4 protein-coding genes are annotated in these 14,825 nt (G+C 34.6%); 1 reads left to right on the top strand and 3 read right to left on the bottom strand.

All coding sequences use genetic code 11. The features are described from left to right. Positions 1–154: 154 nt before the first annotated feature. Together CHB81_RS04905 and CHB81_RS04900 are read right to left on the bottom strand one after the other, a co-directional pair. On the bottom strand, positions 155–4,216 hold the full coding sequence (locus CHB81_RS04905; protein ID WP_089350776.1) for a T9SS type B sorting domain-containing protein: 4,062 nt from the start codon (positions 4,214–4,216) through the stop codon (positions 155–157). A 139-nt stretch (positions 4,217–4,355) separates the two neighbouring features. Then, on the bottom strand, positions 4,356–11,612 hold the full coding sequence (locus CHB81_RS04900) for a T9SS type B sorting domain-containing protein (RefSeq protein ID WP_089350775.1): 7,257 nt from the start codon (positions 11,610–11,612) through the stop codon (positions 4,356–4,358). Positions 11,613–11,776: 164 nt separating this feature from the next. Between CHB81_RS04900 and CHB81_RS04895 the strand changes: the two genes are divergently transcribed. After that, positions 11,777–14,011, top strand: coding sequence for a radical SAM protein (locus tag CHB81_RS04895; protein ID WP_089350774.1), 2,235 nt, complete (start codon positions 11,777–11,779; stop codon positions 14,009–14,011). Here the strand turns inward: CHB81_RS04895 and CHB81_RS04890 are convergent, their stop codons facing one another. Then, positions 14,012–14,776, bottom strand: a complete 765-nt coding sequence (locus tag CHB81_RS04890) for an MBL fold metallo-hydrolase (protein WP_089350773.1) — start codon at positions 14,774–14,776, stop codon at positions 14,012–14,014. Positions 14,777–14,825: the final 49 nt, after the last annotated feature.

The following is a 14,825-nucleotide window of genomic DNA, read 5'->3' as shown; positions in this document are numbered from 1 at the left end:
TTTTTAACCGCAAAGTTCGCAAAGTATTTTTAGATCGCGATTTTTATAAAAACACAAAGTTCGCAAAGCTTTTTTAATCTGGCTTTGCGAACTTTGTGTTTTCTATACGTAAAGAAAAATTAAAACTTTGCGAACTTTGCGGTTAATTAATTCTTTATCGCTTCAAACTAAAATGCCCTCTATATTCAGTTCTGTTTAATCTCGTTACTGTAAACCAATAATCAGATGCAGGTTGTTCCTGACCAAGATAATTTCCGTCCCAAACGCCATTATTAAATAACTCTTTGATTAATTTTCCGTAGCGATCAAATATTTTGATTCCTGTATTTGGTGCTAAATAAGCAAAATCAATTGTCCAGTAATCATTATAAGTATCATTGTTTGGAGTGAAGAATTTTGGAAAAGGAAGTTCATCAACAAAATTAATACAATCACCAGTAGTTGCTTCAAGAACTTTTATCGTTACCGGAATTCTGTCACTTTCGCAATTGTTTATTGTTTGCGAAGCATAATAAGTAATGCCGTTTTGTAGTAAAGTTGATTCTGATAAAGTACTATTTGAAGAGATGCTTTCAAACCATTTAATGTTTTCTCCTGTAATGTCAATGTCACTTATTTTAGCATTTTTTTGAATACAAAATGTTTGAGGAGAGTTGGCAATTGGGTTTTGAGTGTCTTGAATTTTTACAACCACAGCAAATCGTTTACTTTCGCAACTGTTTAAAGTTTGCGTTGCATAATACGTTGTGTTTTCAAGTAAAGTTGTTTCTGTCAAGATGTTTCCAGCAGTTGCTGCATCGTACCAAATGATTCCTGTTCCCTGAATATTAATATCAGCAATTGTGGCATTTTGATCAATACAGAAAGGTTGCTCTGCTTTTGCTATTGGTAAATTTGTGTCATTGACTTTTACCAAAATTGGAGTTCTTTCACTTTCACAACCTGTAGTTTGCGAAACGTAATAAGTAGTATTATTTTCCAGCAAAGTAGTGTTCGGTAAAGTACTGGCTGCAATGTTTGAACTGTACCATTTTAAATTTTGTCCATCAATTTGAATATCGTTTAAAGTTGCATTTTCATTTTTGCAGAAAGAACGACTATTAAGTTCAAGAGGAGCAAGAGGAGTATTTTTCACCGAAACCGTTACAGCAAATCTTTGACTTTCGCAACTGTTTGCAGTTTGAGAAGCATAATATGTTTTTCCGTCTTGAAGATTTGTCGTAGTTGGCAAAAGTGTTCCATTTGACGCAGCATCATACCATTTTACAAGATCTCCGGTAACCATAATATCTGCGATAGTAGGATTTGATCCGGAACAAAAAGGCTGATTTGCATCTCCAGTTGGAGGAAGAGTATTTTCAATTTTTGCGATTACAGCAAATCTGTCACTTTCACAACCGCTAATTGTTTGTGTAGCATAATACGTTACATCGTTTTGAAGTAAAGTTGTTTTTGGTAATAATGTTCCCGCAGTTGCAGCGTCGTACCATTTTATATTTTGCCCTGTTATACTAATATTGTCTAAAGTGGCATTTTGAATACTACAGAAAGTTTGCGGAGTATTAGCACTAGGAATTGGTTGGCTCGTAATAGTAACAGTTTGATTTTGTGTTGATGTATTTCCATTTCCATCATCGTAATTCCACACAATTGTATAGGTTCCAGGTAAATTATAAGATAACGGATTTGTAGTTGTTCCTGTAATTGCACCTGCACAAGCATCTGTCGCAGTTGGAGCTGTGTTTATTGTAGTATGGCAATCTCCAGTTATTGTTGGAAGAGTTGCCAAATCAGGAATTGGCTTTTCTACATCGCCAATAACTACTGTAATTTTTTTGGTATCATCACAATCGCCAGTTCCGGTAATTGAGCAACTATATTCACCACTGTTAATAGCCGCTGCATTTGTAATTGTTGGATTTTGATCTGTAGATGTAAACCCGTTTGGTCCAGTCCAGGAGTAATTGGTTCCTCCAGAAGCTTTTAGCTCTAAGGTTTTACCAACACAGACTGGGGAGTTGCTTGTGGTAGTTGTGTACAATTGACAATCTTGGAACTCTGCAACAAAAATATCAATAAATCCTCCGCCATTTGATTTATGCGTTCCTGGTGTACTTAAATCTGATGAGTCATCATAAACAGTTCTCCCTGAAACGACAATTTTTCCGTCTAAAACATCAATATTTCCTAAAAAATCTCCTCCTTTTCCACCATAATAAGTACTCCAATTTAAATCACCGGCTGTCGAAAATTTTGCAATATATCCATCAGGTCCATTTTTAATAATGCTTTGGAAAGAATTGGGAGTAGAGATATTTTTTGGACTATCTGTATATCCAATTAAGTATACATTCCCTTCTGCCGACGAAACAAAACAGTTTGTGCCAAAATCAGTATATGTTGAGGAGTCATCTCCAAAATATGTTCCCCATTGTCTTTCCCCATTCGTATTAAATTTTGCAATGAAGGCATCTTGACCTCCTATATTTTGAGCAGTTTTAAATGCTCCGATTGTGGACATATTGTTTGAACTAGTTGTAGACCCAACTATATATATGTTATTTGCATTATCACTTCCAAGTCCGCTTATTATATCAGAATTTGCAGATGGGTCTATGGCAGTTTTATCTCCACCGTAGTAGGTGCACCACAGTTTTGTAAAACTTGAATTAAATTTAATTATAAAACCATCATTAGAATTATGAGAAGTTTTAAAAGCTCCGGTTGTTGAGATATTTGGATAGGTATAAAAATCACTGAAATATTGATTTCCTGCAAGAATTATATTGCCGTTTAGGTCTATTGTACTGCATTTTATTACAAAAGGGAAATAACTTCCATAAAGTCGCTTTCTACCATCTTTGTCAAGTTTTGCAAAGAATCCTGTATAATCAGAGGAATTACTTAATGTAGTTTGATATCCATCGGGAGTTGCAATTCCTTTAAAACTATGAGTTTCTCCTGCGATTATTATATTTTCATTGCTGTCTAGAGAAATAGCATCTATCCGTTCAAAACCTTCTCCTCCAAAATAGGTTCCCCAAATTCTTTGGCCATTATTGTCAAATTTCATTAACAGACCATCAGTAAAGTCACCAATTTCTTTGTATGTATTGGGAGTTGAAAGGGATCCGTCTTCAGCATATCCTGCAATATAAATTTCATTCAGAGAATTAATTTTAGCACATTGAATTCCTGCCCTTCCCAAATAAGTTCCCCAAATTCTTACTCCATTTGAATTTAGCTTAACCATGAAAGCAGGCCGAAATGCTGTTGCAACTGATTGAAAAGAACCGCTAGTTGCAATTCCAGTGGTACTCTCAGTGCTTCCTGTAAAAATTGTATTTCCTAAGTGATCAAGATTAATAGAATTTGGTTCGTCAGTGAAATGAATATCACCATAATAAGTTCCCCATAATCTAACAGGCACAGGATCAATAATAACAGTTTTGCCAGAAACACCACTTAAACTACTAAATCCATAAACATTCTTTTTAATCTTAGTATATCCAACTTCAATCTCTTTTTTACTATTCCCATCTTCAATCCAACTTGCTGGTAACGTTTCTTCCATTTTTCCAAAACGAACATTCATCTGGATTTTGTTATCAACTAAATCAGTTTCTGCACCATTAAATTTTAATTGAATATCAGATATTTTCCCTTTTGGATGAATTACAAAATTGTATTCAACTGTTTTTTGAGGATCATTTGGGATTGAAAAAACAACATCAATATTAGGATAGATATTTTTGTATGTAATTTGTTTGTACTGATAAACACCAATGATTCCTTCTGGTTTATTTGGGACATTGTAGTAATTGTCAAAGTCTTTTGATTTCTGATCTGCGAGTAATTCAACTTTAGAGCTTGAATTTGCAAAGTCAATGTCTATTCTATGAAAGGTATATTCTAAATTATATTCTGGTTTTGTTTCTTTATCTTTTTCCGGAATCTGAAGAGGAATTCTTTTTGTCGCTTTTGAACGAACAATAGGAGTTTTTTTGACTTCATAAACATCATAAGAAAAACCGTTTTTTCTAAGCTGAACATTCAGGCCATTAGAATTTAAAAGATATTTTACGGCTTGGTTAGATTTTCCTTTTTGATCTATTATTTGACCTTTATTCTCTTTAAAACCAATAGATTGGTTTTTATTCTGAGAGAACAACTGAATGGTAATTATAAAAAAAAGTAAAAGTAATTTGTATTTCATTTGAATAATTTGGATAGCGGCAAATGTAATTAAATATCTACAAAAGACAATCTAAAACTCTGCATGTTAAAAAGCAGATTTTGAATCTTTATTATGAGAATCAAAATCTGCTATATAGAGTTTTTGGACTAAATTATCTTTATCGTTTCAAACTAAAATGCCCTCTATATTCAGTTCCATTTAAACGTGTTACTGTAAACCAATAATCAGAGGCAGGTTGTTCCTGATCAAGATAGTTTCCGTCCCAGGTTCCGTTATTAAATAATTCTTTAATAAATTTTCCGTAACGATCAAATACTCTGATTCCTGTATTTGGAGCTAAATAAACAAAATCAATTGTCCATGTATCATTATATCCATCATTATTTGGGGTAAAGAATTTAGGGTAAGGAAGTTCATCAACAAAATTTATACATTCTGTAGTCGTAGCTCCAAGAATATTTATTGTAACAGGAATTTTGTCGCCTTCGCAGTTACTAATAGTTTGTGATGCATAATAAGTGATTCCGTCTACAAGTTCAGTTATATCAGATAACCCGATAGTAGATGAGGCAGTTTCATACCACTTAATGTTTTCTCCTATTATTTTAATATCCCTAATTCTTGCATTTTTCTGAATACAGAATTGTTGCGGAGAATCAGCATTCGGTATAGAGGTATCTTGTGTTTTTACTGTCACAGCAAATCTTTGGCTTTCGCAGTTATTTATTGTTTGAGTAGCATAATACATTTTGCTTTCTAGCAAAGTGGTTTCAGATAAAATGTTTCCGTTTGCTGGTGCATCATACCATTTAAGTGCAGTTCCGGAAATATTCAGATCTTCAATTGTTGCAATTTTATCAATACAAAACTGTTGACTGTTTTTACCTACCGGCATTGCAGTGTCATAAACGCGAACCAGAACCGACGTTCTATCACTTTCACATCCAATTGTCTGTGAAGTATAATAAGTTCTATTGTTTTCTAAAATAGTTGTGTTTGGCAAAGCCGCTGCAGAGAAATTAGTATCGTACCATTTTAGATTTTGACCAGACATTTGAATGCTGGCTAACGATGGATTATCGTTTTTGCAAAAAGAAAGATTACCATTTACACTTGGAGCAGAAGGTGTATTTACAATTGATACTGTAACTCCCAGTCTGGAACCTTCACAATTATTTTCTGTTTGAGACGCATAATAGGTTTTTCCATTTTCGAGGGTTGTAGTTTCTACTAATAATGAACCATTGATTAATGCGTTATACCATTTTATTGAAGTTCCCGTAATTTTAATGTTTGCTAAAGTTGGATTTTGTCCTGTACAAAATGACTGATTAGCATCGCCAGAAGGAGCAGGAGTATCTAGAATTTTTATGGACACAGCAATTCTTTCGCTTTCACAACCATTTATAGTTTGCGAAGCGTAATATGTTGTATTGTTTTGAAGCAAAGTTGCATTGGGTAAAAGAGATCCGTCTGTTACTGCGTTATACCATTTTATACTTTGTCCTGTGATAATAATTGAATTTAGTGTCGAAATTTGTTGAATACAAAATGTTTGAGGGCTCGCTAAAGAAGGCTTTTGAGTAAAATTTGTAAAAGGAGTGATGGTAACTGTGGTTGCATTTGAAATACAGCCGTTATTATTTTTTACCTTAATAAGATAGGTTTTTGGGTCAAGATTTGATTTCGTTGCAATTGTAGTCCAGCTAGCACCATTATCGAAACTATATTGTGATGCAGCGTCGGTAATTGTAATAGCGCCTTTAAGATTATTACAATCGGGCTGGATAGTTGTAAATACAGGATTGCTCGGATAATCTGTTGGAGGATTAATGGTTGTAGATAATGGAGCAGACTCGCAGCCACTACTATTTTTAACACGAACCATATAGGTTCCGGCTATTAAATTTCCTGAATTAGGATTGGCTGAATAATTTTTACCATTGTCAAAACTATATTGATCAGTTGTACTTGTAATTAAAATCGAGCCAAATGGATTGCTGCAAGTAGTAGGTTGAGTAACATTTAAAGTTGGAGTTACTGGAGCATTTGGCGCTACATTGATGGTTGCTTTATACGCAATAGATGCACAGCCATTTGTGTATTTTATTCGGATAAAATAACTTCCGGGAGATAAACTGGCAGTGTTACTAGTATTCCAGGTAAGACCATCGTCAAAACTATATAGATTAGCAACTGTAGAAACCATAATGCTGCCTGTAGTCGAATCACAGCCAGTTGGGTCATTGACTACAACTTGTGGAGCGTCAGGAATTACTGGAGCAGCTTCTATAGTGACAGGTGCCGCAAGAGAAATACAACCCGAATTATATTTAATCATCAAATTATAGGTTCCTGCAGACAGATTAGATTTTTTATTGGATGTCCCATACGTGATTCCGTTATCAAAACTATAAAAATCGGCTACGGTATTAATTGAAATTGATCCTGTAAAATCGGTACAATTGGGTTGAACTGTTGTAAAGGCAGGAGCTGAAAGCGCTGATAATGGTGAAATCGTGACCGGAGCAGCATCTGAAATACAACCGGCTAAACTTTTAATTTTTATGAAATAAGTACCCGGAGAAAGATCTGTTTTTGTATTAGAAAATACGTAGGTTAATCCGTTGTCATAGCTATAAGTTGCTGCATTTGTTGTAATGGTAATAGAACCTTTTGATGAGCTGCAATTTGGCTGAGTAGTAGTAAAAGTTGGAGCTGCAATTGTAGTGCCAGAACTCAAATTAACAACAGTTGTTGATGATTCGCAACTATATGAATCTGTTTTGATTTTAATAATATAGGTACCAGCGCCTACATTTATTTTCGTAGGACTTGTTGTCCAACTGTTTCCATCATTAAAACTATAACTTATGGCTGATGTTGTTATGTTGATGCTGCCATCAGTGGCGCCGCAGGAAGAAGGTTGAACTATCTTTACAGCGGGTGCAGCAGGAATTGTAGGAGGAGTATTTATATAGGTATAACTGCCATAAGAGGTACAGCCCAGAGTGTTTTTTATCACTACATTGTATGAGCCGCCAGCTAAATTTTTCTTTACAGGATTTGTAGTCCAGGTTATTCCTCCATCAAAACTATATTGGTCTGCGGTAGAATTTACTATTATAGTTCCACTAGGATTACTACATGTGGGTTGAATATTAGATACATTTGGTGAGGGAAGGTAATAATTGTTTATGTAGAGAGATTGTGAATTTGATTTACAACCTGTTGCATTTTTAATAAGGACATTATAAATCGAACTTACAGGATTTAATAAAATTGGATTTGTCGTCCAAGTAGTGCCTCCATCAAAACTATAACTGTCAGCAGGAGTTGTAACGGTAATGCTTCCTCCATTTCCGCAGCTGGGTGGTACTACTTTTATATTTGGATTGGGAAGATAAAAAGCATTGATTGGTATTGATAAACTATAAGATTTACAACCTGCTGCATTTTTTATCATAATGTTATAATAGCCAGAGGTAAGTCCTGAAAGAACTGGATTAGTTGTCCAGGTATAGCCGCCGTCAAAGCTATAAGAACTTGCAACTGTTGCAATGTTAATGCTTCCGTTGATACCACAGGTTGGTTGTATAACTGTAAAATCCGGATTAGGTAAATAATATTCTTGTAGGATAGCGGATGTACCGTAAGGTTTAGACGTGCATCCGGAAGCATCTTTTATTGATAAATAATAATATTTTGGACTTAGATTAGTAAATACAGGATTAGTGCTCCAGGTAGTACCTCCATCTATACTGTATTGTGCTCCAGTTGAAGTAAAGGTTATACTTCCTCCAACTCCACAAGTAGGCTGTGCTGCTTTAAAAGTGGGAACTGGAAGATAAAACTCTTCAAGATATACCGAGTTTGAGTTAGAAATACAACCTTGAGCATTTTTGATCACTGGATAATAATATCCTACTGAAAGATTCGAAAAAAGAGGATTTGTACTCCAATTTACCCCATCAAGACTATAAGAGCTTGCGGTAGTATTAATTTTAATACTGCCTTTTGTCCCGCATGCTGGCTGAACGACGGTTAATTTGGGCTGTGCTAACTTCGAGTTATCCAGATAAACAGAAATGTAATTGGATATGCAATTGTCTTTTTTTACTATTAAATAATAAGATCCCTGGCTTAAATTATTAAAAATATTACTTGCGCTCCAGGTTGCACCATAATCGATACTATAATAATCTGCAGTTTTGCTGAATGTAATATTGCCAATATTTCCACAACTTGGATTGGTAACTGTATAATCTGGTTCAGGAAGCCTTCCGTCGTTAATTGAAATACTTGCAGAGTTAGAAATACATCCTAAATTGTTTTTTATTGCAATGTTGTAATATCCATAAGAAGTAAGATTTGATAAGGTAGGAGAAGTTCCCCAAGTATAGCCTCCGTCAAAAGTATAGAAGCTGGCAATTGTATTTATTGTAATGCTACCCGAGGTTGTACAAGTGGGTTGAACAACAGTATAATCAGGTAGATCTATATTTGGATTATTTAAATAAACACTATTTGGATAAGAGGTACAGCCAAGACTATTTTTTATAAGTATGTTATAATAACCAGGAGGCAGTGATTTAGAATTGAGAGTTGTCCAGGTTGCACCATTGTCAAAACTATAAAAATCAGATAATGAGTTAATAGTGATTTTTCCGTTTGTACCACAAGTCGGTTGTTCTGGGGTAATAATTGGCGTACTCAAGTAAGGCTGATATAAAGAAGCATAATTACCACCGCTGATACATCCCGCCTTGTTTTTTATTTTTATTTGATAGGTTCCGAAAGGTAAAATTTTAACATTATTACTAGTCCACGTTGCTCCATTGTCAAAACTATACGAATCTCCTACTGTAGTTATAGTAATACTGCCATCTGTTCCGCAAACAGGTTGTTCGGCTGTATATTCAGGATAAGAATTTTCAAAATCATTTAAATAGGCATAAGTATAATTAGAAGTACAGCCTAAAGCATTTTTAATTCCTAAAACATAACTTCCTGCATTTAAATTACTCATTGTATTGTTTGTAACCCATGTGGTTCCTCCATCAAAAGTGTAAAAATCCGAAAGAGTATTGATCGTAATACTTCCTTTTACAGTACAAGCAGGTGATTCGATTGTATAAGTTGGAGTTTCTAGTGTATTACTACTGATGAGTACATTGTTTGACGACGAAAGACAACCTTGTAAATCTTTGGTACGGATTTTATAATTTGCTGGTGAAAGATTGTTAGCAGTAGGATTACTTCCCCAAGTTAAACCATCATCAAAGCTATAGTATGCAGCTGGAGTTGTAATAGTAATACTACCTTTATCTCCACAAAATAAAGGATTGGTATAACTGTAATTTGGATACAAAGTAGAAGCAGCTGTAATAATTACGCTTTGAGAATAGGAGGTACATCCATTTACGGTCTTTATCTTTACTAAATAAGTTCCGGGGTATAAATTATTCTTTGTGTCGCTTGTTTGCCAAGTTGCGCCATCATCAAAACTATATTGTGATGCCGCAGAAGTTACTTTTATCGTTCCTGTGTCGGCAAAACAAGAGGGTTGCGTAATCTGTAAGACCGGAGAAACGGCAGTTTGGCTTGGTTCGATAGTAACACTTGCATTGCTGGTGCATCCAAAAGAATCTGTTACCGTAACAGAATAAGTTCCTAATGAAGTTACCTTAATACTTTGGGTAGTTCCTCCAGTACTCCATAAATACGAAGACCCTGGAGAAGAAGTTAATACAGTGCTTCCTGAGCAAACATTTAGGATACCTGTAATATTTGCTGTGGGATTTCTTACCTCTAAATTGGCAGAAATTATTTTGAAGCAAGTTGCATCCTTGCTCACTCTGACAAAAATAGAAGCACTTGAACTTGGATAACTTTTAAAATTGGTGATCGCACTCAAGTTAGCTTGTGCCTCGTTGTAATTTTTGAAATAACTAAAATTTAAACCTGCAGTAGAAGGAACGATTAAAGAATTTAATGTAGACAAATCAAAATTTTCACTTCCGTCATGGTTTGCATCACATTGAGATATTTTGGCAGTCGTTACATTAATAGTACAACTTGAAGAGCAATTCAAAAAAGAAATATCCCAACCAGGATTTGCGTCAGAATCTGTGGCAGAATTAAATGTGGTTCCCGCGCAAGAAGTTCCAGAAATGTCATAATCTATTTGTACGCCTACATTATAATTAGCACTTGTAATATTTGGAAAATCGCTGGTTTTTAATGTAAAACAAAATTTCTTATTTGTTGTGTCTAAGCTTGAGGTAGTTGATGTACTATAAACTGACACATTACTGCTGTTGTAAACATTTAAAGTAATTTTGTTTACTGACGCAGAAATTCCTCCAGAATTAGGAATAGTATAACTGCCGCACACTGAAATAGGTAAAGTTGGACAAACTTTATTCAAAGGATCAAGTTCTATAGAACCTTGCAAGTTTTCTGTGGAATGTAAGATACAAACATCATCAATATACATATACCCGAAATGCCCACCCAATCCACATCTTGAAGCCATAAATTCAACGGTAAATTCTTCATTATTGGGGATTGATGAAATGTCCAATAATCCTGATTGCCAATTGGTAGTATATAAAGTAACAAAATCAGAAGTCTGACTCGGAACCTTGCTGAAAATGCAATTTTTTTCATCTCCTACCAAACAAAATTCACTGACAACGGTCTTATTTTTATCTAAAATCCGTGCTTTTACAAAAGCTTGATTATCAGTATGACTATTGTCGTACACACTTTGTAATACCGCTTTGTAGTTAAATTTCAGATAATTTTCATTATTTGTTTTAAACCTTTTGCCCTGAACAATAGAACCATAAGTAGAGGAGTTCTCATAATTAATTTTAAGAGCATATTGATCATATGCTTTAATGTCTCCTATGTATGGGTCAACCAAATTGGCAGAAACGCCAGTTGCCATAATGTCCATATCATTAGGATTATAGCGATTGATGTATGAATCGGCAGTATTGGTGATCGATCGACATTGCGTTGGTCCAGGAGGATCACCTATTGTGCAAAGAAAATTCTTAAGATAACTACTTCCATTTATAGTTTCATATTGCTCAAAACCTCCGTTAGTGCACATTTCCACTCCTTGAAGAGTAGCTGCTGTTTTTGAAGTCAAATTCCCATCTTTTGAATTTAAAATTACTTTTTTTAAATCCAGGATTTCTGCTTTCATCTTTTCTTCCCTAATTTTCAAAAATTGTTTTTGTTGTTCCAAATTTTGAATGAGATGTCCATTTTTATCTTCGATTAAGATTTTTTCGTTTAAAGTATATTTGGATATACTGTCTTTATTTATTTCTTGTTTTATTTTTTGTGCGAATAATGGAGTAACAAGTACTAAAAAAAGGAGGAGTAAAGTATGTTTCATAGATTAAATTAATGGCAGCCAAATGTAATTAAAATTCTATTAAATAAAGTGAAAATAAAAACGGAATAAAAGCATTTAATATGGATTTAAAATTGAAAATGAGCAATCCAAATCTTTTCATAGAAAGTCCCTAAATATCTCTTATTTTTGCAAAAACATTTCTTTTGAAAACCAAACTTTTCGTCATCACGCCTCCTTTTACCCAGTTGAATACTCCGTATCCCGCCACTGCGTATATAAAAGGATTTCTAAACACTAAAAATATCGAATCGGTTCAGGCTGATTTAGGTATTGATGTGATATTGGAATTGTTTTCGAAGAAAGGATTAATTGATTTGTTTCTTTATGCAGAGAATGTTTTTGAAGGTTTGTCCTCCGGAGCGAAGTCGAAGGATGAAGTTTCAGATAACTCCAAACGTATTTTTGCTTTGCAAGACGAGTACATCAAAACGATTGATGCCGTAATTCAGTTTTTGCAAGGAAAAAATCCAACTTTAGCATTACAAATTTGTCAGGAAGATTTTCTGCCGGAAGCTTCTCGATTTGCACAATTAGAAGAACTCGATTGGGCTTTCGGGACAATGGGAACGCAAGACAAAGCCAAACATTTAGCGACTTTATATCTCGAAGATATCTCAGATTTTATTGTAGAATGTGTAGATGAAAATTTTGGCTTTAGCCGATATGCCGAACGTTTGGGCCGAAGCGCCAATTCGTTTGATGAATTATATGAAGCTTTACAGCAAAAACCAACCTATATCGATTTGATTTTAATTTCGCTTTTAAAAGCTAAAATCGAAGCTGTAAAACCAACCTTGTTTTTAATTTCTGTTCCCTTTCCCGGGAATTTATATAGCGCTTTTAGATGTGCACAATGGGTAAAACAAAACTATCCTGAAATTAAGATTTCAATGGGTGGAGGTTTCCCAAATACCGAATTACGTTCGCTTTCTGATGCTCGTGTTTTTGAATTTTTCGATTTTATTACTTTAGATGATGGAGAAGTTCCAATAGAAGAACTTGTTGAAAACTTGTCATCCCGAGTAGAGTCGAGGGACGAGAAGCATTACAAAAGAACCTTTCTTCTGGAAAATGGAAAAGTTGTTTACAAAAACAATTCTTTAAAACACGATTACAAACAAGCGTATGTAGGAACGCCGGATTACTCAGATCTGCCATTGGATAAATATATTTCGGTTATCGAAATTGTCAATCCAATGCACAGAATGTGGAGCGACGGACGTTGGAATAAGCTTACAATGGCGCACGGTTGTTATTGGGGAAAATGTACTTTTTGTGATATTTCATTAGATTATATAAAAGTTTACGAACCTGTTGCGGCGAATTTATTGTGTGACAGAATGGAAGATATGATGCTGCAAACCGGTCAAAATGGTTTCCATTTTGTAGACGAAGCAGCTCCGCCGGCTTTGATGCGCGCTTTGGCTCTTGAAATTTTACGCCGAAAATTAGCGGTAACATGGTGGACAAACATTCGATTTGAGAAAAGTTTCTCTAAGGATTTATGTCTTTTACTAAAAGCTTCCGGTTGTATTGCAGTTTCCGGAGGTTTAGAAGTTGCTTCTGACCGTTTATTGAAATTAATCGATAAAGGTGTAACGGTTGAACAAGTTGCAAAAGTTACCCGAAATTTTACCGAAGCCGGAATCATGGTTCATGCGTATTTAATGTACGGATATCCAACACAAACGATTCAGGAAACTGTTGACAGTCTCGAAATGGTACGTCAATTGTTTGAAGCAGGAATTCTGCAATCAGGTTTTTGGCATCAATTTGCGATGACCGCTCATAGTCCGGTTGGGTTGTATCCGGAGAAATTTGGCGTTACTAAAACAACCGAAGCAATTGGAACTTTTGCAAATAATGATATCGATTATACAGATTCTACGGGAATCAATCACGATAAGTTCAGTTTCGGATTAAAGAAATCGCTTTTTAATTTCATGCATGGAATCTGCTTTGATTATGAATTGCAAGATTGGTTCGATTTCAAAATTCCGAAAACTAAAATTGATCCCGATTTTATTTTTAATGCACTTGAAGAAGGAAATGACTTTAATACAAAACCAAATGCAAAAGTTGTTTGGTTAGGAGGAAAGCCTTCAGTAGAACATTTTACAAAATCTAAAAAAGGGCAGACTTGGGAAATGATGACTTTTACTTTTCATGATAAAAAGGAAAGTTTCAACATTCAGACCAATAAGAATGAAGGCGAATGGCTCGTTGAAATCTTGACCAAAATCACGATATCAAATGCTAAAAACTACACTTTTCAAGAAGTAAAAGCTGATTTTGAAACCAATTTAGACGATTTTGAATTGTTCTGGTATTCGAAACCAATTAATACTTTACGAGAATTTGGGTTGTTGGTTCTATAATCAATATTCCACATAAGTTCCATCATTAGGAACCGCAGTTTTTGACAAAAGATCATTTTCAGCCAAAGCTGTTTTCAATTCTTCTCTGGTTGTTGGACAATGATTCAAAGCCTCCAAATGATTCGCAAAAACTTTTCCTGGTGCCAATGCTGTAAACTTCAAAATATCATTCATTCTCATTAACAAAGGCTGACCAATATCTAATCTTGCAGTACCGCAGGCGACAGTTGCAATGTCAGGTTTAAATTCGATTAGAACTTTTTCTACATGCTCTGTAAAAATAGTATCTGCGCTTATATAAATCGATTTTTCATTGGCTAATTCAATAAAAAAACCCATTACATTTCCCATTAATTTTGCGATAAATCCATAACCGTGAATGGCAGGAATTCCAGTAATTTTTCCGTCCAGAAAAGGTTGAGGTTGCCAGTAATCTAAAGTTTGGGTAATGTTTAAGCCCCTTTTGGTCAATGCCTTCTCATCTTTTACACTACAAATAACAGATACGCTTTTGCGTCTTAAAAAAATCTCTCCAGCTTTGTCAATATGATCAGGATGTAGGTGTGTGATTAAGCAATGGGTCACTCTACTTAGAATATCACGACTATTTTTTGGCAAAGAAACCATAGGATTTCTATGAGCGCTGTAACGAAAAATTGTAAAAGGCGGAATCGTTTTTCTCTTTCCTAACATAGGATCAACTAAAATTACATGTTGATCAGTTTCAATAACTAAAGTCGCGTTACGTAAATGATGCAATTTCATATCGGGGGTTTTAGATATTAAAAATACAAAATTTTAAATACTTAAAGTC

This window comes from Flavobacterium sp. ov086 (genome assembly GCF_900187965.1).
Taxonomy (GTDB): Bacteria; Bacteroidota; Bacteroidia; order Flavobacteriales; family Flavobacteriaceae; genus Flavobacterium.
The sequence above is the reverse complement of the archived record's forward strand: the minus strand, read 5'-3'. Positions and strand labels throughout refer to the sequence as shown.